Origin of the sequence: Bradyrhizobium sp. 604_D8_N2_3 (genome assembly GCF_051810765.1) — a bacterium.
GTDB lineage: Bacteria > Pseudomonadota > Alphaproteobacteria > Rhizobiales > Xanthobacteraceae > Bradyrhizobium > Bradyrhizobium barranii.
The window spans coordinates 7,779,804-7,805,610 of the sequence record NZ_JBPWPM010000001.1; the positions used below are offsets into that span (position 1 = coordinate 7,779,804).

A 25,807-nucleotide genomic window follows, 5' to 3' on the forward strand; every position below is an offset into this window, starting at 1 on the left:
GCTACTCCCGGACCTTCGAGACGATCATGAACATCACCGTCCCAAAGAGAGTGACCGCGAAAGACCAGGAATAAAGCGTTAGAAAAAACGGCTGCATCAGCATGACCACGCCTGCGGCAATGATCGCCGTCGCGATGGCCTCGAGCGGACCGCGCCGCAACATTCTGCTCGTCAGGCTGGCGTGCGGCGTTGACGTGTTCACATCAAGGTTCATTTGCGAACGGCCCCAAAGGTAATCCCGCGCAGAAGATGCTTGCGAAGCAGCACCGTGAACACGACGATCGGCACAAGAAAGATCGTCGTGCCGGCGGCTACGGCCGGCCAATCCTGGCCGCCTTCGCCAATGATGATCGGAATGAATGGGGGCGCGGTCTGAGCGTTGCCAGAGGTCAGAAGCACAGCAAAGGCGTATTCGTTCCACGCAAAAATAAGGCAGAAAATCGCCGTCGCCGCGATCCCCGTCGTCGCCTGCGGTAGAACCACCTTCACGAACGCCTGAAAGCGCGTATAGCCATCGATCATTGCCGCTTCTTCGTATTCACGCGGGATTTCGTCGATGAAGCCCTTGAGTAGCCAGACAGCGAGCGAGACGTTCACCGAAGTGTAGAGCAGGATCATCCCGAGACGGGTATCCGATAGCCCGACGGTCCGGTACATCAGGTAGATCGGGATCGCGACCGCGATTGGCGGCATCATTCTGGTCGACAGAATGAAGAACAGGAGGTCGTCCTTGAGAGGCACGCGGAAGCGCGAAAAACCATAAGCCGAGAGCGTACCGAGCGCGACGGCAAGCACCGTCGAGCCAAAGGCGATGATCAGCGAGTTGATGAAGCGCGGCACGTAGTTCGACGGCCCGGCGACAACCATGTTGCGGCTGCGCGCGATGTTGTCACAAAGCCCCTGCGGCGGCCCCAGCGTCTGGATAAACTCCTGAGTTTGACGCGAGCGTGTTGTGAAGACATTGCAATAGCCTTCAAGGGAGGGCTTGAAGAGGACCTTCGGCGGATAGGAGATCGCATCGTCAGGCGACTTGAACGAGGTGAGCACGATCCATATCAGCGGAACCATCGTTATGATGGCATAGAGTATGACGAGCAGGCCGGCAAAGCGGCGAGTGCCGGTCGACGGTTCGACGACTGAGTGGGCTGCATTTGAGGCGCTCATCTGCTTTTCACCCGGTTCAGCGCCTTGACGTAGATGTTGGCAAGGCCAAACACTGTCACGAACAGAATGATCGCGAAGGCCGAGGAATAGCCGGTTCGCCAACTCTCAAAGGCTGCGCGCTTCAGTGTGATCGAAGCGACTTCCGTGGTCGAGCCCGGCCCTCCTCCGGTCAGGAGGTTGACCATGTCGAACATCTTGAAATTCTCGATCCCGCGAAAGAGCACCGCGAGCATGATGAACGGCAGAGCCATCGGCAGCGTGATCGACCAGAACTGCCGCCAATTCGACGCGCGGTCGACCTCCGCTGCCTCATAAATGTAATCCGGGATCGACCGCAGCCCCGCCAGGCAAATCAGCATCACGTAAGGCGTCCACATCCAGGCGTCGACGATGACGATGGCCCACGGGCTGAGGGTCACGTCTCCCAGCATCTGGAACGACGAAGCGCCGCGCCCCGTGAAGAAGGCGACCACGTAGTTGAACAGCCCGATCTGCGGCTGATAGAGGAAGGTCCAGAAATTGCCGACAACCGCTGGTGAGAGCATCATCGGCAACAGAATGATCGTGGTCCACAGGCCATGGCCACGGAATTTCTTGTCGATCAGGAACGCAAGGCCGAATCCGAGCACAGTCTCGATCAGCACGGTCCAAACCACGAAATGCGCCGTGACCTGCATTGCCGCCCAGATATCCGGATCGGTCAGGATCGACTGGTACCAATCGGTCCCCAGCCATAGCGTCGGCGCGTTCGGCCGATTGGCGCGGTAGTTGGTAAATGACAGGTAGATCGTCCATACCAGCGGGAAGATATTGATCGCCAGCAGCAGCACGATCGTCGGTGTGATGAAGAGCCATGCGAGCGCCTGGTCCGAAAGGCCGCGGATACGACGTATCACGCCTGGTCGGATCGGGACGGCCCGGTAGGTGATCTGCGACGAAGTGCTCAAATCGTTCATGGCCTTGGTCAATCCTGGCGTCGCGATTGTCGACTATGCGACGCCTACGGGTTCTACCGAAGAGAGCCTGGAGCGCGCTCGGCGTGCGCTCCAGGCGTTTGCCCTAGAACTTCTTGCCTTCTTCCTTGAAGATCGCCTTCCAGTCCTTGACCAGGCCATCGAGCGCTTCCTGCGCGGTGCCCTTGTCCGCCACCACGTAGTCATGCACGCGCTTCTGTTCGGCTTGCAGGAGTTGGGCATAGGAAGGCTCGGCCCAGAAGTCGACGACCATTCCCATCGACTTCAAAAACTCGCCGGCAAACGGCGCGCTGTTCGGGAAGCCCGGATCGTTCAACACTGACTTGGCGCAGGAATAGCCGCCCAGCGCCCACCACTTCTTCTGCACATCTCCACCGGAGAACCATTTGATATATTGCAGCGCCTCGGCCTGGTTCTTGGAATAAGAAACGACCGAGATGCCCTGCCCGCCGAGTTGCGTCGCCCGGGTCGCGGGGCCGGCGGGATTGCTGAAGAAGCCGATCTTGTCCCCACCGACGTTCGGATCCTTGTAGAGGCCCGGGAAGAAGGCGAAGAAGTTCATCTGCAGCGCGACTTGCCCCGACTTGAACGCATCAAGCCCTTCGGACATGTAGGAGTTGGAGGCGCCGGGGGGCGTACAGCACTTGTAGAGCTCCTTGTAGGCCTCGAGCCCCTTCACGGCGCCGGGCGAGTTGACGAACCCGTCCATTGAATACGGCTTCTTCGGATCCTGATACTGGAAGCCGTAATCATAGAGGTAGTTCGACACGCCCATGGTGATGCCTTCCGAGCCCCGCTCGGTATAGATCGAAGCGCCATAGACCTTCTTGCCGTCGATCTCGCGGCCCTGGAAGAATTTTGCGATGTCGCGCAGTTCATCGAGCGTCTTCGGCACGGCGAGATCGCGGCCGTACTTGGCCTTGAAATCCGCCTGGATCTCAGGCCGCGCAAACCAGTCTTTGCGATAGGTCCAGCCCACCGCGTCACCCATGGCGGGCAGCGCCCAATAGTTCGGGCTGTTCTTCGGCCACTCGGAATAGCCGACCACTGTCGCCGGCATGTAGTCGTCCATGCTGATTCCTTCCTTTGTGAAGAAATCGTTGAGCTTGACGTACTGACCGTTCTCGGCGGCGCCCCCGATCCATTGCGAATCCCCGATGATGAGATCGCACAGCGAGCCATGCGAATTGAGCTCGTTCAGGAAGCGGTCGGCATAGTTGGTCCACGGCACGAACTCGAACTTCATGCCGACGCCGGTCTTGGCGGTGAAATCCTTCGACAGTTCGACCAAGGCGTTGGCAGGATCCCACGCGGCCCAGCACAGCGTGATGGTCTTGGCCTGCGCATGCGCAGGAGTAGTCCCCACTCCGACACCGAGCGCGGATGCGAGAACTCCGAACGTAGTAAGAAGCGCCTTTACTGTCTGTTTCATAACGCTTTCCCTCCCAGTGGGGCCGGCCATCGACATGGCGCGACTCTCCAACCCGCTCGAATGCTTCGAGCAGAGCGATACAGTCCTTCACGGGCTGAACGACTAAACGGACGTTTCCTCGCGCCTGCCTGGATTCTTAGGGATTCAGCCAAGCTCGATTTGTTTAGTGAAACACTATATACTAAACATTGCAAGCACGCTCTTAAGTCCCTCGGTCTTGGTGCCCCTCGCGACGTCAGGGACTTTGCGTTCGAGCACGGCTGCCTCGACCTGATCCGCAAGAACCGTGAGATGGCTGGCTCTAGAGACGAATACGCATTGTCGCTATGGACGGCGATGCCGTCTGGCTTCGTGCCTGCCTAAACATCTTCTTTCTGAAGAAGAGAATGCAGACGTTGAGCGAGTTCGGACACGCCAAAGGGCTTGTGAATAATCGGGAACTCGTCTGTCGCCCCGTGACGCGCGAGCACGTCTCCCACGTAGCCCGACGTAAGTAATATCTTGATCCTGCTGTTCCGCCGCTTTGCTTCGCGAGCAAGCTCGACGCCATTGGGACCATTCGGCATGACGACATCGCTGAACAGAAGATCGAACCCCTGATCGCTGTCGAGAATTCGGATGGCTTCGGTACCGTTGTGAGCAAGGCGAATCCGATAGCCAAAGCTCGTCAGCATTGCAGACACGACTTCCAACAGATCTTCATTGTCCTCGACCAAAAGAATTCGCTCGGAACCTCCCGGCATAGCCCGGGTCTGTTCAGTTTCCACCTCGTCGCGAGCCTCCTGATTGGCTCTCGGCAGGTACAGCGAGATCGTGGTGCCGGCGTTAGGGGCACTTTCGACTGAAATATAGCCACCGGATTGCCGGACAAAGCCATACACCATGCTGAGACCGAGGCCAGTGCCCTTGCCAACTTCCTTGGTAGTGAAGAAGGGCTCGAAAATCCGGTCTCGCACCTCGGGAGACATCCCCTGCCCCGTATCCGAGACGGACAGCCTCACATATGATCCGGCCGGACATCCAGCGACGACTTCCCCATCCAGAACGACGTTCCGCGCCTCGATCTCGAGCACTCCGCCGCCCGGCATCGCATCGCGGCCGTTCAGCGCTAGATTGAGAAGGGCAGTCTCCAGCAGGGATGGATCCACCTGACAGAGCCACAATCGCTCGTCGATCTTCAGCCTAACCTCGCATTCTGCGCCGACCGCCTGACGGACGAGCCCCTGGAAGTTGGAGATCAGCTCGTTGGCATTAATCAGTTTAGGGTTGAGCTTTTGCCGTCGAGAGAAAGCGAGGAGCTGTGCGGTGAGCTTCGCCCCCCGGTCGGCGGCACGCCGCGCAGTCGCGGCGAAGCGCCGGATCTTGCCGTCATTTGCCGCGCGCTCGATGAGATCAAGGTTTCCCGAAACGACGGCAAGCAGGTTGTTGAAGTCATGGGCAACACCGCCCGTGAGCTGTCCGACGGACTCCATCTTCTGGCTCTGATGAAGCTGCTCCTCGATGCGCTGGCGCGCCTCCACAGCATGCTTTTGCTCGGTGACGTCTCGAAAGAAGATCGCGATCCCTTCGCCAGAAGGAAACGCGTTGATCGCATACCATGCGGCACGACGAGGACAGTGCGCTTCGAACGAAACCGGACGGCGGTCCGACATGACTTCCCGAAGCTGCTCGACGATTCCCGTATCGGCGGCATCCAGAAGCGACGCCTGCAGGTGCATTCCAATCAGATCACGCCCCTGAGCGATCTGAGACCAGGCCCTCTGGTTGAAGAAGCTGATCCGCCAATCGTGGTCGACGATCACGACGCTGTCTGTCGTGCTTTCGAAGAGCATCGTAAGCCGGGCCGCGGCGTCCTCGGCCTTCTCTTTTGCGTCGGACAATTCCTGCTCGCGGCGATCCAGCGCATCGGCCATGGTGTTGAAGGCGCCGGCTACGCCTGCGATTTCAGAACTGCCGCGGATGTTCACACGGCGAGCATAGTCGCCGAGGCGCCATCGGTTCGCGGCGTCAACTAATAGTCCGAGCGGCCGATGGATGAATTGCCGGGCGCCGAGCAGCGTCAGGCCCAGCACCATCATAGCGCTGAGGGCGATGAGGAAGATGTCGTGTCGGGTCCGGCTCTGGATCTCGGCAAAGGCGTTCGCCTTGTCGAGGCCGAAGCTGACCCGAAGTCCCCCAGAATCGGGCCCGAGAGCCGAGAAACCCACGATCCTCTCGACGCCGTCGACATCTACCAGGTCGGCTGCGAGACCGTCGCCATACTGCCTCTCATCACCAGCGCGAACCAATTTCTTACCGACAAATCGGTCATTGTCCGGATAGCGGGCAAGGTAGGTGCCGTTGCGATCGGTGATGGCCAGCGCGTCTCCCGCCGGAACACCCGCGCGCGCGATGTAGTCCGCTAACCAGTCCAGGCCGAGAGGCGCAATGATGACGCCCCCTGGCTGACCATCATCTCCGTAGAAAGGCAGCGCAAACTGAATGAGTTTCCGATCGACGGACAGACCGATCGAGAATTGTCCCACCGTAAACGCACCCGTCTTCAACGCATCCGCAAAGTAGGGACGCCCGGAGACATTCACCGGCTTGCGATCTGTGTTTGTATCGCAGAAGGGCTGGCCACTCAGATCGGTAGCGACGAAAGTGAGGAAAGCCGGAAACCGGGACCTCATCCCTGCCATCGCCGCATTGCACCCCTTGCTATCTTTCGCCTTTATCGCAGGGAGTTCGGACAGCGCAATCAGGACCTGCCGAATGCCCTGAACGATCTGTTGCTGCTGTTCGGCGGCGAGCTTAGCGAGACCGAGCGCCTGATTCTGTACGTCCACCTGGCGCGCGCGTCGAAGGTTAACTTCGTTGTACGCCTGAATCGAGATAGCGGGCAATAACGCGACTGCGACAAGCGCCAACAGGCGCGACAAGATGGTCATTCTCTGCCGTATTCAAATCGTCCCGGAGCTTGCTGTGCATTTCAATCCCAATGGGGATACGCTTATAGGCGTTCGTCATTCCAATCACGATCGTGAGAACCACGAGTGACCGCTCGTTGAACATGCGCGGCGGCGCGAGCTTCATCCGCGCCCGCTTTCAAATGACACTTGTTGCATCTTCGCCCCTGCAATCCCGCCCTACTCGCGAGCGCCATGACATCGCGCGGTGGTACAGCCAAAATCGACAATCTTGGTACTGTTTTTTTGAGCGGGCATCGCGCATCTATCTGCCAAGACCAACGGCAACTCGGATGTAACTTCGACCTGTGGCACGACGATTCGAATGCGTCGGGCGCGATCGCGCCACGGCGTCGGAATATTGCGTCGGTAATTTAGACCAAACCTACTTTGCTTAAAGCACCACCTTGCTTCATGATCGCTCATGAAATGCCAGGCGATCACAGATCCGATCTGGACCGCGGCAGCGATACCGGCAAGCGCCGGTACTTCATGGCCCAACCATCCTGGAAAAGCTGGCGGTGATGGAGTTATGGTCTAACGAAGCGGCGGATGTGTTTCGGTAACGGAAGGAGCCACCTGGATCGATTCCGTTACAAGCGCCTTTATCTCGTCGAAGTCTGCCTTTGACCCTCCAGGCACGGTTAACCTTGGCGGTTAGGCTTACCGAGCAAGCATCTCCGCGAGAAGCTTGACGGCCGATCTATGAGCCGTTGGCCAGAACCGATAGATTGCAAGGATTGAGTCGTTGCGTTCGAGTGGCGCGCGTGAGTTTTCAGCTTTCCATTTTGAAGATTTTGGCAGGGCAGCCAGACGGCCGGGGAAACCTTGAGCTTATCAAGCTGCATCTCGCGGTTTTCTATACGAGCGGCCCTGAATGGACGTTGCGTATGAAGCGTCTCGCTGAACTTGCGCCGGATCTTGATGCGTTCAGCCAAGGACTCATCACTCGTGAACGCGGCGCATGGACTATCACGAACCAAGGACGCGACTTCCTTGCCAAACTCGAGGAGGCTGCCTTGGGTGCAACGCCGGCCATACGGCCCCCCGACCCAGCCGAGCCGGTTGAGGTCGAGCAAGCCTCGCCAATAGCTCCTCCAGCGGCGGCTTCTCTGCCGAAAGTACTGGAGCGATCGCACGGGCGCCCCCAAGGCAAACACCGCAAGAACCATCGCAAACGATCGGCTTAAGTCGCGTAATTGCGCGAGTGTTGTTCGGACACCTTTGTGGGCGAACCTAAGAACCAAATCACCAGATCGGCGTTATCCCGGCACTATGGAGCCGTTTCGCGGAGGTCTAATGATGGACCCGAATCGAGCAGCTTTACTCCTATCTGCTATCGCTCTGGCCATCGCCATTGGATCGGCAATCACGTCAGAGCGCCTCGATACTCGTACGGCCAGCAACGACGCAGCTCCCGGAACGGTAGGCCTCGCTAGGCCACACCCGCCGCTGGACCGTGCGGCAGGTGAACCGATACAAATGGTAGGCGGGCCGCCTGGCGCGAGTATTCGGCAGCGTCCCTGACCGAACACTGGCCACCCAGCGAGAGCGCTACCGAAGCTCCTTGATGTGGCCGGTGCTGTCGACGATGAGCGACCGCTCCGTACCCTCCTTGATTGCTCGGTAGGTCTTGATCTTGCCGCTCGGGACCTCCTGAATCTGCGAATAGCCCGCGGCAGGTAGCTTGGCCTCAATCTCCCCCTGCGTCAGGGCGAACACAGGCGAGGACGCCCCCACCGTTACAACAATGGCAATGACTGATCGCATCGTTCGCCTCCTGGCACCGCCAGAGGATGCGATGGCTCCGACCGTTTTTGGCGGCACGCACTGTCTCACTGAAGTTCGCCAATTTTCGCTAGCGATTAGTCGAGCTGCAAAGCGCGAATCGCTAACCCTTGTTAATCATTGGGGCACACGCTCTACGTCAGATATTTCATACTTCTATTTTTTTGCCGCGCATGGCCTTTGGTCGAAGAAAATCGGACCGTGTTCAATTTGCCCATCAGCACGCCGTCAACTTGATGGCTGTGGATGGCACTTGGAGCCGAGTCTGCGTTCTCAAAGACATTTCAGTAACGGGGGCAAAGCTAGAGGTTGAGGGCTCGACTGACGTCCTAACCTCGCGAAAGTTCTTCCTAGTTCTATCGTCAACGGGCCTCGCATTTCGTCGCTGTCAGTCGGTCTGGTTGGATCGACCAGCCGCTGGCGTGCATTTCATCCACGATAAGAGGAAGTCTGCGTCGTGAGCGCCATGCAAAACATGGAGCTGATCGTCCAGCGCAGCTTGCCTACTCTTGACGTAGAGTCCCTTGAATGTTGTGAGGCGAAAGAAGCACTTTTCCGAAGCAAAGACGGCTTTATGCTCTATCTAACAGATGGAGCCCCACCGCCTCTTGGTAGGGAGCGACTGGTCCCATTGAGTCTTCGTCAGGCACTCCTCTGGCTAAACGAAAACCAACTCTCCGAGGCTGGGTCTTTCTGGGCATAGCGGAGAGCAGCTTAGCTGCAATACCGACAAAACCAAGTTTGCGTCTGGGCCCAACCCGCTTAAGCAGCTCGCGGAGTTGCGGATGGAGCATCCCCGCGCGAGACCGCAATCGCATTGAGGCCACTCCGGATCCTGCCTTCAAATCACTTCCGCCGATGCTGTTGGCTTACGTTCTCAACCAGGCCCTGATCACGATCCGCCACCGGGTGCTGTTCTGGGAGCGTCTCGGACGGGTTGGGGCACGCTTATTGCTCCCCGCCCTCACGCGACGCGCATCAACTCGGCGTCACGCCAATGCTCGACCCACCTACTTGATCGTCGCGTGCACTGTGATGACCGACGTGCCAGAAGCCTTCGGCCCCTTGCCGGTTGCTTTGATGGCAAAGGTGTCACTTCCTTTGTATCTCGCCTTCGTCCTGTACTCGTAAGTCGCAACGTTGAGCTTCTTCAGTTTGCCGTGTGCTGGCTTTTGCGAGATTTCCGAGCTACTCGCCGCGCCGCGCAACGTGATCGGGAAGATGCAACTGTCCCCAGACGCGACGCTGATGTCGCCGGTCGAGTTCTCGCCCCAATCCGCCAATTCCATTGATCTGGAACATTCCGAAGCCGCCAGGACGATAGAAACATAAGTTGGGCTGGAAGCTCCCGCGACAAGCGCCAAAGTGGCAAGGCTAGACAATCGCATCGTTGATCTCCCGGATCATACCGCAGCTTAGCGCGAATCGGTGAGCAGTAGTTTCGTTGATTTCAGTGGGGGACTGGCATCGGGTTGCAGTCCGCCGAATCATGGCGATCGTGAGCTGTCCGGGGTAGTGGACATGCTCTGCCCCTCCGTTACAGGAGCCTGCGGGCCAAATTCCGGACGCATGCACCGCAGCAAATAGAGCTCTTAGTCTACCCCATCGTCGGTGGGCGAAGCGGCGTTGTTGCAGGCGAGCGCTGAGAGGCGCTGAAGCCGACCGGGAACCCTGCCGCGCGAGTCTGGATTCCCGCGATGGTTGGAGTAAGGTCGTGCGAGCCTGCGCGGAACAATTGCAAACGACATCCGGGAGGAAGTGATGCTCGACACCACGCTTAGCGCGCGCGTCCAGGTTTTCCTCGACAAGTTTGAAGCCGCGCTTGCGGCGGGCGATCTCGACGCCGCCGTAGGGATGTTCGCTCCGGAATGCTACTGGCGCGACCTCGTTACCTTCACCTGGAACATCAAGACCATGGAAGGCCGCGATCAGGTCCGCGACATGCTCGCGCATTGCCTCGCGCATGTGAAGCCGCGCAGCTGGAAAATCGCCGAGGGTGAAACGCCAACCGAGGCCGGCGGCGTGACCGAATCTTGGATCACGTTCGAGACCGAGGTCGCGCGCGGATATGGACTCATCCGCCTGCAGAACGGTCAGATCTGGACGCTCTTGACGACCATGGCCGAACTGAAGGCCCATGAGGAAAAGGCTGGCTTCAGCCGACCGCTCGGCGCCAGGCATGGCGTCAATCCCGGCGCCAAGACCTGGAAGGAACTGCGTGACGAGGAAGTAGAGCAACTTGGCTTCAAGAGCCAGCCCTACGTGCTTGTCATCGGCGGCGGGCAGGGAGGCATTGCGCTCGGGGCCCGGCTGCGCCAACTCGGTGTGCCGACGATCATCGTCGAAAAGAACGCACGCGCCGGCGATTCCTGGCGCAACCGCTACAAGTCGCTCTGCCTGCACGACCCCGTCTGGTACGATCACTTGCCCTACATCGATTTCCCCAAGAACTGGCCTGTGTTCTCGCCCAAGGACAAAATCGGCGATTGGCTGGAAATGTACACCAAGGTCATGGAGCTGAACTACTGGACGAACACCACGGCCAAACGCGCCAGTTGGGACGACACCAAGAAGGAATGGACCGTCATCGTCGAACGCGATGGCAAGGAGATTACTCTGCGGCCCAGGCAGCTTGTGTTCGCGACCGGCATGTCGGCCAAGCCGAACATGCCGAAAATCAAAGGCATGGAAACGTTCAAGGGCGAGCAACACCATTCCTCACGCCATCCCGGCTCAGGCGGCTACAAAGGCAAGAAGGTGGTGGTGATCGGCTCGAACAATTCGGCCCATGACATCTGCGCTGCGCTGTACGAGGCCGGCATCGACGTAACGATGGTGCAGCGCTCGACGACCCACATTGTGCGCTCGGATTCGCTGATGGAGAGTATCGGCGATCTTTATTCCGAACGCGCCGTCCGCGGCGGAATGACGACGGCAAAGGCCGATCTGATCTTCGCTTCACTGCCCTACCGGATATTGAATCAGTTTCAAAAGCCGGTCTACGACAAGATCCGTCAGGACGACGCCGCTTTCTATGCCGGGCTGGAGAAGGCCGGCTTCAGGCTCGACTTCGGTGACGACGATTCCGGGCTATTCATGAAATATCTGCGCCGCGGCTCGGGCTATTACATCGACGTCGGCGCCTCACAGCTTATCATTGACGGCAAAATCAAACTGTTCGCTGGACAGGTCGAGGAAATCACGCCCAACGGCGTCAGGCTCGACAACGGCAAGGAATTGCCGGCGGACGTGATCGTCTATGCCACCGGCTACAGCTCGATGAACGGCTTTGTCGCCGATCTCGTGAGTCCGGAAATGGCCGACAAAGTCGGCAAGGTCTGGGGCCTCGGCTCGAGTACGACAAAGGACCCCGGCCCATGGGAAGGTGAGCAGCGCAACATGTGGAAGCCGACGCAGCAGGAAGGCCTATGGTTCCACGGCGGCAATCTGCATCAGTCGCGACATTACTCGCAATTCCTTTCCCTGCAGTTGAAGGCGCGCTACGAGAGCATCCCGACGCCGGTCTACGGCCTGCAGACTGTCCATCACAAGGCCTGAAATTGCCGAGGGCACAGCGGGGCTCGCGGATTGCGAGCCCCATGCCATTTCCGGGTCTCCGCACTCGCCGGCGCAATGGCCGCCTTGTCAGCGCGCAGCAGAAAGGGCTCGGGAATGGTTAGGCCAAGTGCCTTCGCACTCTCCGGGTGTCATCGAAGCTGGTGACAGGGAGGTCACCGGTTCTGAGAGAATTCCCCTCGCCAGTGGAATTGGACCTTCTATTTAGACACGGTTGAGAGCGCAGTTCTCAGTGGTTTGCGGGCTGAATTGAGCGCGCCGAAAGTTATTGCGGAGTACGTGCGTACTTATCTCGAAGAGCGAAAGCGCCTCGCAATCACATCGAATGGAAAAAGGCAGCGTCTCGAACAACAGCTTAGACAGTTGAATCGAGAAATCGAACGACTGGTGGATGCGATCGCAAAAGGGCACGGCGATCCATCCATTCTCGGTCCGCGATCGACCGCCCTCGGCGCCGAACGCGAGCGAATAAAAGACGCATATTGCCGCTTCGGCCCAGCAATCTGCCCCACTCGCGAGCGCCGTGCCATCGCGCGGTGGTACAGCCAGAATCAACGATCTTGGTACTGTTTTAAGAGCGCGCATCGCGCATCGATCCGTCATGACCAACGGCAGATGCAACTTCGACCCGTGGCACGACGGTTCTAAAGCGGTGGGCGTGATCACGTCAGCCGTCTTTGCTCGGCCAAGGCGCGGTACTTCTCAGGAGAACACGCATGACTCTAGGTACGGGATGGCGCAGCTTGGCGAATTTACTCAAAGCTGAGGCGCGCTTATTCAGCCCGAAAGCAGCGGAAAATCTCGCATCGTTCTTCGATTGCATAGGCGAACTGGAAGCGCGCGAAGGCCACCCGCTCATCTTGGATGCTGGTCCTCGAACGGATTTCCCTACCCTTTATCGCGCCCGGGTCTTTCAATCTGACGACAAGCTAAAAGCAGCCCTCACCAGGCCAGACATCCACCTCGGCTCACCGCCAGTGCCCTCAGCGGCGGCCGGTCGCATGAATGCGCGCGGTATCTTGGCTTTCTACGGTGCAAACAATCAGAAAGTGGCTGTAGCCGAGGTGCGGCCACCTGTTGGTAGTCGGATCGCGGTGGCTCAATTCGAGATCATCAGAACGCTTCGACTGCTCGACGTGACCGCCCTCGGTGACGTCCGCATCACTGAAGGCCTTGCTGATTGCGGGCTGGCTGGGAGGATGGAGGGCGCCGTTTTTCTGAAGTTGCTAAGGTCACGTCTCACGCGGCCGGCAATACCCGATGACGATGGGTCTGAGTATCTCGCAACGGAAGCCATGGCCCATTTTCTTGCGACAGAGGCCTCGGCGCCTATTGATGGCATCATCTTTCCATCAGTACAGGCGGTCGGAGACGCTTTTAATATCGTCCTTTTTTACGGGGCGGCCCGTGTTGAGCCCATGAACGTGCCAGAGGGGGCAGAGATCAGCGCGAGCACGGGCCGTTGGGCAGAGGATGGCTGGGTGGACGACTACGAGGTGCTTGAGAAAGTTCCGTCAACTCAGGGGGACGTTGATAACAACGAGCAAGAGCCGACATGCCCCGCCGTTACAACCGCGAAAGCTGCGCCGGCTGCCCCTCGCGATGCTAATTGGCGCGACTATAGTCTACGCATCATGCCCGAAAGCGTGCGGGTGCATCGCGTAAGGAGCGCGGAATTCGCCACGGACAAATTCGCGGTGAAACGACGGCGTCAGGAAAAGCACGGCAGCATCGATATTTAGGCGGATCGAGGCAATCGTAGAACACACGTGTTCCAATGTACGAGGGCTCGGTGTGCCTGGATCGCTAAACTCACTGCTCTGGTTGACACTCGGCGCTTTCGCGATCGGAACCGAAGGCTTCATGATTGCCGGACTGTTGCCACGCTTGGCGCGAGACCTGGATGTCACCCTGCCCGCCACCGGCCACCTGGTCACCGCCTTCTCCCTCGCTTACGCCATAGGCGCCCCCACGATAGCCATGCTGACCGCCGGACTGGAACGGCGGCGCTTGCTCGCCATCGCCATGGCAGGGTTCAGCATTGCGAATCTGCTCGCCGCATTGGCACCGAGCTACGCCGAACTGCTGATAGCTCGGTTGCTGCTGGCCCTATCTGCCGCCAGCTTCATGCCGGCCGCCGGCGGATATGCAGCCGCACTGGGTGGACCGGAGCGGCGGGGTCGGGCTTTGTCAATGGTCACCAACGGGCTGACCTTGGCAATCATCGCCGGCGTGCCGCTCGGAGTGCTGGTCGGAGAAAGCTTCGGCTGGCGCGCGACCTTTCTCAGCGTCGCAGGGCTGGCGACACTCTCGCTGCTCGGGACCCTCGTGGGAATGCCGAGTCAGCCGCCCGTTTCCACTGCGGGTCTCGGAGGGCGTTGGGCACTAGCCAAGCGCCCCGACATGATGGCGATCCTGGCGACCAGCGTGCTGACGGTCTCTGCAACCTTCACGCTTTATACGTACCTGGGCGTCTTCCTCGCAGATGTCGCCGGGATCAGACCTCAGGGCCTGGCTCTGGTGTTATTCGGCTTCGGAGTCGCCAGCGCGGCCGGTACCCGGCTCGGTGGCACCGCGGCGGACCACTGGGGTGCGGACAATGCAGTGATCGTGGGCGGTGGCCTTACTGCTTATCCTGTCCTCTCGCTGGGCGCGGCGCTCGAGCCTGCGCGAGCCATGCTCGTTATCTTACCAGCCATTCCGCTCTGGGGCTTGGCCAGCTGGGGCCTGATGACGGCACAGCAGGCGCGGCTGGTCGCGCTAAGCCCAGCTCTGGCCGCGGTCAGTCTGTCGCTGAACTCGTCGGCCATTTATCTAGGCAGCGCTACAGGCGCGGCCATTGGCGCGCTGGTCATCGCCCATGGCGGAGTGGATTGGCTCGGCTGGGTGGCGGCGGCGTTCGGCGTGGCCGCACTGCTGTCGGTGCTGGCTAGCGGCCGCGCCTCCCCACCCCGAGGTTGAGACGTTGGATATCGGCTGGAGCGGCGTCTTCTGGCCTTTAGTAGACACGCTGCGCTCGAAACGGTCGACCTCTGACCCTGGCTGTCCGAAAACGCCGCGCTTGATCGTATTCAAACAGGCGCCCTTGTCCTCAAGCAACCATCCACCCCACTATCACACACCGGATTTGATTGATCTCGGATCCGTGCAATCCATGCTCGGACGTACGAAGGCTCACCCTGCTTTTAAACTGTAGAGTTGAATGGGCTCTTTGTAGCCTCGAAGCCGATGCTTGCCTTCACTCGTGAAAGCTTTGGCGAGGTCGAAGCTACCCTCCGCAAGAAGACATCGTATAAAATCGCCAGTGACGAGCACCGTCGCATCAAGAACCCGGCAGTAAGCTTCGACACGGCTCGCGATGTTCACAGCGTCGCCGACCACCGTGAATTCAAGCCGATTGTCGGTGCCAACATCGCCCTGTACAACCTCGCCGCAATGGATACCGACGGCAACGCGAATGGCCATATCGGGGTTTTCAGCATGTTGTTCATTCCAACGGCCAAGACGCTCATGGATCTGCAATGCACAGAGCGCCGCGTTTGTTGCATCTTGCTTGCTGGCAATCGGCGGGCCGAACACGGCCATGAGACCGTCCCCGAGGAACTTATCTATCGAGCCCTCGCATATAAAGACGGCCTCGCTGAGCAAGCCTAGCAAATCGCGCAGCAGCTTAATGACTTCGTCAGGCGCCTTGCCAGATGCATGTGCTGCAAATCCCACGATGTCGGCGAATAGCACCGCTGCTTTCTGGCGCCGCGCGACAGAAAGGGGCACGTCGATCTGAACAAGCTGTTCAACAATTTTTGGGGAGAAGAAACGCGCTAGGTTTGTGCGCTCTCGTTTGACTTCCGCAAGGCGCTCGTTTGCCGAACGATTCCTGATCACCAAGACTACCGTGATCGTGATCGATACGTAGCTTATTAAAGATCTCAACGGCGCTGTGCCAGCTACCGTGAATCCGTGTGTAAGCACATAGCTAAGCGCAGTCAACGCCGCGCACCAAATCCCGGTCAAAATGATGCCACGGCATTGAAGATCGTATGCGCTGATCAAAATGACAGCTACGTACAGAGAGGCCACAGCAAATTGAAGAGACGACAGCGTGTCCATGAGGAAGATGCAAGCTGCCAGCACAATGGCTGGACCGAGGGAGTGTGGGCGCGCCGAATAGAACATCTGTGCAGCCTACTAGCTCGTTTCCGAGTGGGTTGAAAACTCCCCCGATCAAATCGTTCATGAGGCTCAATGCCGTACATCAACGTTGCCTAGGTCGGGGCGTCAATGTTGACGGACTTCGTCCGGGATGTGCGCCATCGTGCAATCACTCGACGATCAAGACAGGTTCGAGAGCCACAGCCCGGGATAAATTGTAGAAATTGGGCGAGGTCGCCATCACCGCCTCATGAACCTCAGCGAATTGCTCTTCTGTACCACGGCCTTTGATCCGGACGGTATAGCTGAGGGTCTCGTAGCCGGGCGGCACGGCAGGATCGATCCCGAGGAAGCCACGAAGATCGATGTCGCCATCGGTCTCGATCGACAAGCTTTCGAGGGTGATTCCACGCACCGCGCACTGCGCCACGTATCCGACGGTCATGCAGGCGTTCGAAGAAGGTTGCTGTTCATCATGCAGCGTCAAAGACGAATATCGAACCCTCGAGGAACGACAAAGCCACGACTCCACCTGCAGTCGCTGAATTGTCTTTGTTGGACAGCTTGAAGGAAGGGTTGGGGCAAGCGCAGGCAAAACTGATGGCAAGCCTCGAACCCTTGACTACCACTGCTTCGAAGTCCCAGCTCGAGACACGGCGATGATGCTATTCCCCAACTTCATCGTTGTGGCTGACCGCGATCGCACCTGGAAAATGGCGAACACGACTGGTGAGACACCTAGGGAGCGAGTTCTCTTCGAAGGAGATACTGCACCAGCACGAGGCTGCCTTGTCCAGCCTGCGAGCGCACCGATCCTGACGATCTGCCGGAGGGGTTCGTTGTCGAACTGAAGCGCAACGAATGACCGACGGCTGAGGGGCCATTTGGTGATCCGGTCCCCGTCGTCAACAAGGTGGCTGGGAGAGCGGTGAATGGGAGATGCGGCGTCATGCACAATGTTTTCCTTGGCATCACCTTCGCCGGAGCCCTGTTGCTTGTCTTAGCGTCTCTTGTCGCCCTTCAAAGGACAATCGAGTGATCGTCGCCTGACGATCCGTTGCACTGCTCGCGAGGAGCTGCGGGCCTGTCGCGGCTTCTTCCACGTGTGTGAGCCATCTCTCAAAAGATTGGGTCGAGTCTGGCGTAAGGTGCACGTGGAGGTCGTCTTCCGCAAACCATCGTGGAGATCGAAATGGCCAAGAATCCAACAGGCTCAGGGAATGACCGGCTCCCGCATCCGTTCCGCGACTTGCTTGCTACCGCTTCCGTGCCACCGCAAGCCGAGTTCCTCGTGCACAGCGTGAAGGTCGTGTGCGGCAAGCAGACCGAGACGAACTGCTGCTGTACCGCAGGCGCCCGGCCGGGCGTGTACGCGACCGAGGTCAACATTCAAAATATCACCGGTCTGCCGGCGCAGGTCGCGAAATTCTTCGTACCTTTGATCAACGCGGGCGCCGTTATCGGGCGCGAGCCCAAATTCGCCGATCCAGCCAAGGTTTCTCAGAACACTGGCGAGCTCATCACGCTTCCACCGCTGGGGGCGACGATGGACGATTGCTGCCGTATCGCGGAATTGCTGCTCGGCGGCCCCCCAAGCCGAGAGTCAGGGCTCACGATCGGCTACCTCACCATCGGAAGCTTCTTCGACTTAGCCGTCTCAGCGGTCTACACGGCGACCCCCCTGAGCGGGGACGGCATTAGCATTGACGTCGAGTACATTCTGCCGCGGCGCCTGGGACGTGGCCCGGGTCAGGGCTAAAAGCCGCCTGGCAGAAGGACGGTCATTGCGACCCCCGAAGGAGTTCGGCGCCCCTTGCGCACGCACGGGCGGTCTTCCGCCGCCGGCGGCGCAAGCGGGTCCAGAGCTTTGGTGGATTCGATCGCTGATGGATTTGGCTTCTCACGCGAAAGCATTGAGCTTCGTTTGGAGCGCATCCGAGTTGCTGCGCGACCAAGAACAGAGATTCGCAGATCAGATGTTACGGAAGAAGTCGGCCAGTGAACGAGCGACACTCATAATTGGTGTCCCAGTGCACATATGGAAGTCAGAAATGGCGAGCAGATATGACCAGCGGCGAGTGCTGTAGCGCTTCGCCGTGTCACCGCAGAAAATGGCCTACGGTTGATCAGCGAAGCTGTCCTATCACTCGTACTCAGCAACGCAAACGGAATATCTCATCGCTCATCATCAGGTCGGCAGCGTGAATCAGAGATACCGCGATCGAATCCAAAAAGCGATTCAAGCAAAACGCATTTCGTTTTTAGCAAAGCCTGTCTTCAAGGAGCCTCTCGAGCACCACCGTCATGAGAAGGTGTCCAACGCCGTGTAGCGGCGCTCGATGGCTCAACGACCGCTTTGCGACAAAAGCGGCCCGCTTTGACCCCTTGCTGACTTTAACGTCAGCACAGCTTCGCATAGCGGCGGGAACGTGGTTTGAAGTTTTGTTTCGCGAGGTAATCGCACAGTGCGCCGCGATTCTCGCGGGGCGCGATCGCGGCGGGCGCAGAGCGGTAGGGCGAACCGAAATCTCCCGATGGTAATTAGGTATCCGCTCCAGAACTTCGAGATCTCGATGTCGGCGAGCCCGCCTTGCAGTGGGAGCGACAGTGGTCATGACTACTGCGCTAAAATTTGCGGTTGTGTGAGATAGTTCACGTCCATTTATATTGGTTGAGGGTTGCTTTCACTTCCATCTTGCACGCTGGGGTGGAGCGAATGTTCCTCTCCAGGGAAAGTGCCCCCTGCGCCCGGATTTATCGGGCTGTTGCGGGGGCGTTATCGTCCTTAATCCTTCGGGCAAATGGAGGGAAAAATGAAATGCCAGATGTACTCGGCACTTTTCCTTGCAGTTGTAGGATTCGCGCTTCCCGCGCAGTCTCAGCCATCACCAATCGATTGGACACTCGAAGAATTTCAGCCCAACGTACCCTACGGTGGACGAGCCGACACGATCGCGGTCAACCCCTCCGACAACCGCATTATGTTTGTGGCTTCGGAATCGGGTGGCCTCTTCAAGACTACCGACGGCGGAACGCATTGGAGCCATGTGGATACGCTTGGCGCCTATTACACGTCGGCCGTCGCGTATGTGACATCAGACATTCTTCTGGCAACAGCGACGGATCGGTTCAGCGTAGGGAACGAAGGAGGCGGCATCTGGCGAAGTTCCGATGGCGGCGTTACTTGGTCGCACATCCCCAGCCCCTCTCTCGGCGGTCCTAGGGATCTCCGCTTTGATGCAAGGGAAATTTCCATTGCACCGGACACTGGCGATATTTTTGTTGCGACGAGCTACGGTGTGGCCAAGAGCAGCGACCAAGGCGCAAGCTGGATTGTCAGGGGCCCCATCAACTTTGCGGCAATCTCTGTGTCGGCCCAATCCGGTAATCTTGTGATTGCTGGCTCAAATGATTCAAGATTCTCCACCAAGGTCGTTCGCTCGGACGATGGTGGCGCAACTTGGGCCGCCACAAATTTTCCGGTCCCTGTCAGTTTTCCGGTCCCTGTCTTCGACTTGCACGCGCTTGCCGCCTCGCCCCTCGACGCCAATACCTTCTACGCCTATGGCGATCCAGACTTTTTCGTCAGTGAGGATGGCGGAGTGAGCTGGTCGAAGATCGTCCCGACGTTTTCACGTGGCCCGCAAGACTTTTGCGGCGGAATTGGATTCGTCAAACCTTTGGCGACGCCCACAGGCCTGACTTTGTGGTTGGGGAACCGCTGCACCGTTGCGAAGCTTGTAGCTCCGCAGATTCCGGGAACATCTCGTTTCGACTATAGCGGCCCGGTGATCCAGTCGACCGCCGATCACTGGGATACGCGCGATATGGCATTTCGCACGCAGGGGCCGGACACGGGCGCGCCGCTTCTACTGGCTACCGATGGAGGCGTGCATCGCACATTGGACGGTGGCGTCAACTGGACGCTCACAGGCTCGGGCCCGAACGGCTACAACGCGTTGCAAATTACTGAAGTGAAAGGTCAATGGATCGATAACCTGGCAAAGTACGATCTCTACATAGCGGTCCAGGACAACGGCATTTGGGCCTCCGGGGATGGAGGCTTGACTTGGCCGCCCCCTAATGCTGGTCCCGAGGGCCTCAACATCGAGATGCAAAAGCACTTCCGGTCGCCGGCCGACAGCGTGGTCACCGTGACTGCGTGTGATCCTTGCACAAATAAAGTAGGCGGAAGGGTGTTTTCCCAAACATATGGAGCGGCGTTTTCCGGACTGCATCAATGGCCCGATCCTCCCGGCCCGGTCGTTGGACATCCGACCTCTATTTTCAAGTCGTTCCATAACCAGGGGGTCGACGACACACCAGGCAAATTCTTAAAGGGGTTTGCTGCGACTCACGATCTGGGCTCGAGTTGGACCCAATATGCCGTCGTACCGGCAGACCGCCGGGACATTCCGAAGCTCAGCGCGATTCGCGTTGCGCACCGTCAACTGCCGGTGCAGTACCAAGCGATCAGGACCGGATTCGACGCAACCCGAAATTTCGAGATCGTACATCTCGTGAGGTTGACGATGTCCCCCCCAAGCACGATGGCAAGCGTGTATTTCCCGGCAATGAATGGGTTTGGAGGCATTGGCATCTCTCCCCCCGATTGGGACTGGCATCATGTTTTTGGAGTTGACCCTAAAGACAGCCAGCATCTGATTGCGCCCGATGTCATCAATGGAAAGATAATGGAATCGCACGATGGCGGCGACAACTGGAGCGAAATTCCGGGGCTCACGTCTCTTGTAACCGATGCGGGTCGATTCCGGTCTGGCGCGGGGGCCAGCCCGTTCAACGTCGGGATTTTCCCAGCCTTCCCGTTCGACGTTGGGCACTTCCCGTTCGCCTCGCACGTTTCATTCTCCGGCGATGATCCCAACAGCGTTGCCATTGGCACTCAACAGAACGGCCTCTTTGTCTCCAGGGACAGGGGCGCTACTTGGATCAAGGTACCGAATTCGGAGCGCGCTACGGCCATCACCTCCATCGACTGGATGTCCCCGACGGATGCCTTTGTCTCAACCCTGGGCCGTGGCCTTTGGAAGCTGACCGGCAGTCAGGTCGTTACGAGCGTACGCCCGCTTTGCGTCATCCAATCCTGCCGCATTAAATATATCTTTAAAGGTGATCCCTCACCCGATCGATTCAAACGCGGTATTGTTGTGTTCGAAGGAGAGATCATGGGCGCCCGCGTAGAAGCCGGAGCGCTTCGTGAATTGTCAGTTACGCCGCAAACCTCGCTTGCGTTTGTCGGCGCTCCTGTAAAACTCGCCATACGGTACACGAACCAGCGTATCGGAATCATCGGGATAGAAACTAACAAGACCTTTGCACTGCCCTCCGGCAGGTTGCTGACCGGACTTGCGCTGGACGAACGCGGTGGGCTATTTGGAGCGCTTTACACGAGCGGGAGAATTCCGCTCTCTGATAAATCCGCGACGCGACAGGACGTGAGAACCGCTGACGCGCGCTTTGTTCTGCAGCAAAATCGCTCTCCGACCTTATCGAAGCCGTACATTTCGCTTTCGGCGACGGGCAAGGGAATGGACAACGTCGAACCGGAAGATCCGCTGACGCTGACAGGCGAACGAATGCCCAGCGGCGCAGTACTGGAAATCGTTTTGGATGGAAGTGCTATAGGAAAGACCGAGGGCGACCGCAGCGGTTTTCTGAAGACTATTATCAAAGCCCCCCGAGAACTTGGGCCTCACACGCTGATCGTACGTGACGCCAATACGAAGCGAACGATCGACGGAGCGAGTTTCGTCGTCCGTCATCGGGATGCTGAGTGACAATAGTTCCTCCTTTGAAACACATCCAACTCGCCCGACGAGCGCTTTGTTGAAGGATTGGATCGCGGCCAGAGCACACTGTTTCCGGCATCGCTCGACGACTATGTGACCGAGGATAACCCCGGTGCGAGCGGTCGACGTGTTTGTTGACGGTATCGATCTCGACAAGCTCGGATTTTTCGGTGTCCAGCCGCTCGACACCGGCCGACCCAGCTATCACCCCGGTGTTATGCTCAAGCTCTGCATCTACGGCTGCCTCAATCGCGTGCCGTCGAACCGACGCCTGGAGCGAGAATGGCAGCGTAATATCGAGATGATCTGGTTGACTGGGCAGTTGGCGCCGGACTTCAAGACCATCGCAGATTTCTGCAAGGACAATGGCAAGGCCATTCGTGAGGTCTGCCGCGAGTTCGTAGCGCTGCGCCGCAAGCTTGATCTGTTTGTTGCAGCGAGGCGGATTGCTGGAGGCGATGCAGGCCTGAGGCCAGCCTCTGCGTGACCAAATCAGCGCCTACATAAAGCTCCCCGGTTGCCACCCAGGGTGAACACCACTCAAGTGGTTTCAGAAAACCTCAAGTGAAGCGACGGGAAAGGATCGGCTTTACCTAGCTTGTCGTTCCCAAACTCAGGCGTGGCCTCGAATTGCTCAAGCACGTTGCCGTTTGGCAATCTGCTGCGATGCATCGCCATTCGGCTGAAGCGAAACCGCATCGTCGACCAACACTTCTTCAGTCATTACGTTGAAGCGTACCACCTTCGTCGGGCCAAACGCAGTTGAGATAGCGACGTCAGCAGCATCTCTTCCGCGAGCGATGACGATGCGGCCGATGCGGGGATGGTTGTGCCTCGCGTCGAACGTATACCACTTCCCGCCAATGTACGCTTCAAACCAGGCGCTAAAATCCATCGGCGCTGGATTTCGCGGGACGCCAATATCGCCGAGATAGCCTGCACAATAGCGGGCTGGGATGTTCATGCCCGCGCGTTGAGAAGGTCAAGCACGTCGTTCAGATCGAACGTTGGCGTTTCGACTACATGTTCGGTATCGATGAAACGAGCCACCGAACCGGTCCTTATTACGATATCCGACACATTCAGTTTGCAGGGCCTATTCTCGAACCGAAGGGCGTGTTGAAGGCCACTCACGGCGAGGTCATCTGCTTCCCTGACAACCGTCTGATTGGAGCATCAGAGCAGCCGATCCGAAAGTTTGGGGACAGGCTCGGCTCTCGCCTACAACGAAAGCGGCAAGCGATTGAGGAAAATTGAAGTCACCGTGGAAGACCTCTACGGCCTCGACCCCGAAGCGCCTGAGCCAGAACCTCCTTCATCGCCAGTAAAGTCCGGCAAAGTTCTGCCGTTCAAAAAGGGTTAGATCTGCTGATCAGGGCGCCCTTCTGGCAGTTCCGCTGCGGCCCACTCAAGGGTGAGCTTACAGGCAGGGCTCCGGTCGATTGTGCCAGATACCGGGAACTCCACGGCCGGAAGCCGGTCTGGGCCGTGGTGCTTGGTGTGGACGGCGTCTCAGACTTCAACGCCCTGCACTCCCGCCGGCACGATGACGAGGTTCAGCTCTATGCATTCGACAATCTGGCGCTCGGCGGCGAGGATCTGCGCCAGCTGCCGTTGACGATGCGCAAGACCAACCTAACCCGCTTGTTACGTGGCCGTCCGGATGGCATCTTTGTCGCACCGTTTGAGGGCGGGCGAATTGGGCCGGACCTATTCAAGGCAGCCTGTGGCATGGGCCTTGAGGGATTGGTCTCGAAACGTCGCGATCGCCGCTACATCGCGGGCCGCACGAAGGAATGGATCAACGTGAAGAATTGAACCCACCCGGCTAAGTCCAGGGAGTTTTGATACGAATGTCGGATTGGGCAGTCACCAGGTTTTCGCGTGCTGTCCGTATTTAACCACCCGATGTCCTAATTGATTGAATGACGTGAAATAGGCCGCCAATTTATTTTATAGGAGGAGCCCCGCATGTGGACCTTGGTTTTCATCACGGCTTTGGTGGGAGTCCCCCCGACCAACGGAGTTCACTCTACGGTCACAACCTTCAAGTTCGACACGCAAGAACAATGCGATGTTGCGGCTAAACAATTGAACATCCCGAAGCCGTATCTGACTCAGCGGTCTGCGGCGATCATCGTGTCGACTGAGTGCATTGTGGGCGCGAAGTAGGACACTCCACGTTTCAGCTTGGAATGCTGACGCCTAAATACGGACAGTACCTATGGGAAGCGCCAGCTAGGCGATCTCAAGCCGCTTACGAACCGCCTCGACCAGCGCATATCCCGCGGCCGTCAGATGAATGCCATCAGGGAGGAAATAGGCACGCGTCGGAATGCTGCGGGCGCTGAACCACGGCAAGCCGGGGCCGTTCAGGAAGAGGACCGCGCGCGCCTATCGGGTGATCCAGTAGATCTCTACATCCGCCAGACGGTCGCCTCCTCGTGCGTCCACGCTGCGTAGAGTGCGCGGATCGCCTTCAGGCGGTCATGGTAGCCGGGCGGTTACGTCAGCTAAGGGCCAAGAGCTTCCCTGCGCGCTCCATCCGCAACCTGCCAGCTAGAGAATACGGACCCGATCTTCTCGGTCGATTGCGTCCACCCGGGGTAATGACCGCGTCTGACGCTGATCCGGTTCAGCAGCATCGCGACGACGATCATCGCCAGGATTCCAGCAAGACTGAGCACGATCTGCATCGCAGGCCGGTCCGAAATGTCAAGCAGCGTCCGGTGGCTGGCCAGCGCCAGGAGGACGCCGAGACAGTAGATTGGCAGCGAATTCTCGCCACAGCACCTAGCGCAGCGCATGACTGGTGTCGCTAGCCCTCGCCAATCCCGAGGAATGAACCATAGCACCACAGTTGCAATAGCCAAGAAATGCAGCAGCCGGAACGGACTGAGATTCGATTTATCTAGCGGGAAGAGCAGGTTCGTCAAATTTTGCGGGACCAGCGGTTTGCCGCTGCAACTCAGCGTCAGGACCAGGCCAAAAACCAGATAGACAACAGCAAGAGTAAGCGTCGTGCGCGACGTCACCCAGGGCCAGACCCTCTCCCCTCCGATGACGCACCAGGCGCCCAGCACGATCAAAAGCTGCCAAGCCAACGGGTTGAAGAACCAGGCGCCGCTGGGCCAGGCTGGAACGCTCCAGCCGAAGATGTGCACGAGCGCATAAAGCAACAGCGAAACACCAAGCGTAACGTTTGGTGCACGCAGCAGCAGCCACAACAGCGGCGCGAACAACACGTGAAAGATGACGAAAGTCGGCAAGACGTCGGTGTTGACAGGGCGATATTGCAGGATTGCGGCATGCGCAAGCGTCGCGCCCGGATGATCGAGCAGAATCCGCGTATTGCTCTCGTCGGCAAGCCGATCGTTGCCCGCGAGGTAGACGAGGACGGTGCAAGCGAGCGTGAGCAGCAGAAACGCGGCATAGATGTCCCATCCCCGCCGCAGCGAACGACCAATCATGCCGCTCCAGCCCTCGCGCTGACGTGCCCTGCCGTAGGCCAGCGCGCAGGTCACGCCCGAAATGAACATGAATATTTCGGCGGCATCGCAGAAGCCGTAGTTGCGCGGTGTCAGCCAGCTTCCGATGTTGTTGGGAACATGATCAAGAAAGATCCACCATAGCGCGATCCCTCGACAGACATCGATGCGCAGGTCGCGGCCAGCCCCCCGGAACTCCGGCGGAGTTTCGCCGATCAATCGCTTCGAGGTGTGAGTTCGATCGTGCATCTGTTTGACCTGCCGGCGTGCTCGCACATCGGTCGATGAGAGGCTCCGCTGCTCCGGGCTGGGGGTGTTGCCGAGCGGGGTATCCGACCAAACGATGCGGTTACGAGCCTGAGCTACCTGATGGTTGGAGGCTCTTTCGTTCGCCAACCGGCGCTTTGATTGCCTGGGCCGGAAGCTTCGCCGTCCTCCCAAAACGTTTGCAATATGTCGTCGCTGGCAACCGGTA

The 25,807-nt window shown here is 58.6% G+C and carries 18 protein-coding genes and 3 pseudogenes; 9 read left to right on the plus strand and 12 right to left on the minus strand.

Annotation, left to right across the window (positions count from 1 at the left end; genetic code table 11):
• Nucleotide 1: 1 nt before the first annotated feature.
• The 5 genes from AB7245_RS37350 to AB7245_RS37370 form a co-directional block, all read right to left on the minus strand.
• Nucleotides 2-214 (minus strand): hypothetical protein, encoded by a 213-nt coding sequence (locus AB7245_RS37350; protein WP_085400589.1) that lies wholly within the window; start codon nucleotides 212-214, stop codon nucleotides 2-4.
• Nucleotides 211-1,164, minus strand: coding sequence for a carbohydrate ABC transporter permease (locus AB7245_RS37355; RefSeq protein ID WP_028150087.1), 954 nt, complete (start codon nucleotides 1,162-1,164; stop codon nucleotides 211-213). The genes AB7245_RS37350 and AB7245_RS37355 overlap by 4 nt, the downstream gene beginning before the upstream one ends.
• The gene (locus AB7245_RS37360; protein ID WP_014492573.1) at nucleotides 1,161-2,120 is read right to left on the minus strand and encodes a carbohydrate ABC transporter permease; all 960 of its coding nucleotides are present in this window, start codon (nucleotides 2,118-2,120) and stop codon (nucleotides 1,161-1,163) included. The genes AB7245_RS37355 and AB7245_RS37360 overlap by 4 nt, the downstream gene beginning before the upstream one ends.
• A gap of 103 nt (nucleotides 2,121-2,223) precedes the next feature.
• The gene (locus AB7245_RS37365) at nucleotides 2,224-3,570 is read right to left on the minus strand and encodes an ABC transporter substrate-binding protein (RefSeq protein WP_063981213.1); all 1,347 of its coding nucleotides are present in this window, start codon (nucleotides 3,568-3,570) and stop codon (nucleotides 2,224-2,226) included.
• Between the two features lie 359 nt (nucleotides 3,571-3,929).
• The gene (locus AB7245_RS37370) at nucleotides 3,930-6,500 is read right to left on the minus strand and encodes an ATP-binding protein (RefSeq protein ID WP_354080116.1); all 2,571 of its coding nucleotides are present in this window, start codon (nucleotides 6,498-6,500) and stop codon (nucleotides 3,930-3,932) included.
• A 785-nt stretch (nucleotides 6,501-7,285) separates the two neighbouring features.
• Between AB7245_RS37370 and AB7245_RS37375 the strand changes: the two genes are divergently transcribed.
• On the plus strand, nucleotides 7,286-7,708 hold the full coding sequence (locus AB7245_RS37375; protein ID WP_080586612.1) for a hypothetical protein: 423 nt from the start codon (nucleotides 7,286-7,288) through the stop codon (nucleotides 7,706-7,708).
• 364 nt (nucleotides 7,709-8,072) lie between these two features.
• Here the strand turns inward: AB7245_RS37375 and AB7245_RS37380 are convergent, their stop codons facing one another.
• Nucleotides 8,073-8,288 (minus strand): hypothetical protein, encoded by a 216-nt coding sequence (locus AB7245_RS37380; RefSeq protein ID WP_085400585.1) that lies wholly within the window; start codon nucleotides 8,286-8,288, stop codon nucleotides 8,073-8,075.
• Nucleotides 8,289-8,479: 191 nt separating this feature from the next.
• Here AB7245_RS37380 and AB7245_RS37385 point away from each other — a divergent pair, with 191 nt between their 5' ends.
• Nucleotides 8,480-8,767: a PilZ domain-containing protein gene (locus AB7245_RS37385; RefSeq protein ID WP_085400583.1), complete on the plus strand. Its 288-nt coding sequence runs from the start codon at nucleotides 8,480-8,482 to the stop codon at nucleotides 8,765-8,767.
• A 549-nt stretch (nucleotides 8,768-9,316) separates the two neighbouring features.
• Here AB7245_RS37385 and AB7245_RS37390 read toward each other — a convergent pair.
• On the minus strand, nucleotides 9,317-9,694 hold the full coding sequence (locus AB7245_RS37390; protein ID WP_201266162.1) for a hypothetical protein: 378 nt from the start codon (nucleotides 9,692-9,694) through the stop codon (nucleotides 9,317-9,319).
• Nucleotides 9,695-10,067: 373 nt separating this feature from the next.
• Here AB7245_RS37390 and AB7245_RS37395 point away from each other — a divergent pair, with 373 nt between their 5' ends.
• The gene (locus AB7245_RS37395; RefSeq protein ID WP_085400579.1) at nucleotides 10,068-11,864 is read left to right on the plus strand and encodes a flavin-containing monooxygenase; all 1,797 of its coding nucleotides are present in this window, start codon (nucleotides 10,068-10,070) and stop codon (nucleotides 11,862-11,864) included.
• Nucleotides 11,865-12,086: 222 nt separating this feature from the next.
• On the opposite strand, the gene AB7245_RS37400 is transcribed toward AB7245_RS37395, so the two are convergent.
• The gene (locus AB7245_RS37400; RefSeq protein WP_201266161.1) at nucleotides 12,087-12,548 is read right to left on the minus strand and encodes a hypothetical protein; all 462 of its coding nucleotides are present in this window, start codon (nucleotides 12,546-12,548) and stop codon (nucleotides 12,087-12,089) included.
• Nucleotides 12,549-12,598: 50 nt separating this feature from the next.
• On the opposite strand from AB7245_RS37400, the gene AB7245_RS37405 reads away from it, so the two are divergent.
• Entirely contained in the window at nucleotides 12,599-13,624 is a 1,026-nt protein-coding gene (locus AB7245_RS37405; RefSeq protein ID WP_085400578.1) for an RES family NAD+ phosphorylase, read from the plus strand.
• A 52-nt stretch (nucleotides 13,625-13,676) separates the two neighbouring features.
• A complete protein-coding gene (locus tag AB7245_RS37410; RefSeq protein ID WP_085400576.1) occupies nucleotides 13,677-14,843 on the plus strand; it encodes an MFS transporter in 1,167 nt (388 codons plus the stop codon).
• 213 nt (nucleotides 14,844-15,056) lie between these two features.
• Here AB7245_RS37410 and AB7245_RS37415 read toward each other — a convergent pair whose 3' ends face one another.
• A complete protein-coding gene (locus AB7245_RS37415; protein ID WP_085400574.1) occupies nucleotides 15,057-16,058 on the minus strand; it encodes an adenylate/guanylate cyclase domain-containing protein in 1,002 nt (333 codons plus the stop codon).
• 145 nt (nucleotides 16,059-16,203) lie between these two features.
• Nucleotides 16,204-16,521, minus strand: a complete 318-nt coding sequence (locus AB7245_RS37420; protein WP_439035539.1) for an OsmC family protein — start codon at nucleotides 16,519-16,521, stop codon at nucleotides 16,204-16,206.
• A gap of 705 nt (nucleotides 16,522-17,226) precedes the next feature.
• Here AB7245_RS37420 and AB7245_RS37425 point away from each other — a divergent pair.
• The 3 genes and pseudogenes from AB7245_RS37425 to AB7245_RS37435 form a co-directional block, all read left to right on the plus strand.
• Nucleotides 17,227-17,793 carry a hypothetical protein gene (locus tag AB7245_RS37425; RefSeq protein WP_354080771.1) on the plus strand — a complete coding sequence of 189 codons (567 nt, stop codon included), beginning with the start codon at nucleotides 17,227-17,229 and terminating at the stop codon, nucleotides 17,791-17,793.
• A gap of 1,054 nt (nucleotides 17,794-18,847) precedes the next feature.
• On the plus strand, nucleotides 18,848-21,832 hold the full coding sequence (locus AB7245_RS37430) for a WD40/YVTN/BNR-like repeat-containing protein (RefSeq protein WP_439035540.1): 2,985 nt from the start codon (nucleotides 18,848-18,850) through the stop codon (nucleotides 21,830-21,832).
• A 57-nt stretch (nucleotides 21,833-21,889) separates the two neighbouring features.
• A pseudogene (locus AB7245_RS37435) lies at nucleotides 21,890-22,274 on the plus strand (transposase); the annotation flags it as partial.
• Nucleotides 22,275-22,478: 204 nt separating this feature from the next.
• Here AB7245_RS37435 and AB7245_RS37440 read toward each other — a convergent pair.
• Nucleotides 22,479-22,808, minus strand: a pseudogene (locus tag AB7245_RS37440) (transglutaminase-like domain-containing protein); the annotation flags it as partial.
• A 521-nt stretch (nucleotides 22,809-23,329) separates the two neighbouring features.
• On the opposite strand from AB7245_RS37440, the pseudogene AB7245_RS37445 reads away from it, so the two are divergent.
• Nucleotides 23,330-23,662: pseudogene (locus AB7245_RS37445) on the plus strand (ATP-dependent DNA ligase); the annotation flags it as partial.
• 695 nt (nucleotides 23,663-24,357) lie between these two features.
• Here the strand turns inward: AB7245_RS37445 and AB7245_RS37450 are convergent.
• Nucleotides 24,358-25,581, minus strand: coding sequence for an OpgC family protein (locus AB7245_RS37450; protein ID WP_085399135.1), 1,224 nt, complete (start codon nucleotides 25,579-25,581; stop codon nucleotides 24,358-24,360).
• Nucleotides 25,582-25,807 lie beyond the last annotated feature (226 nt).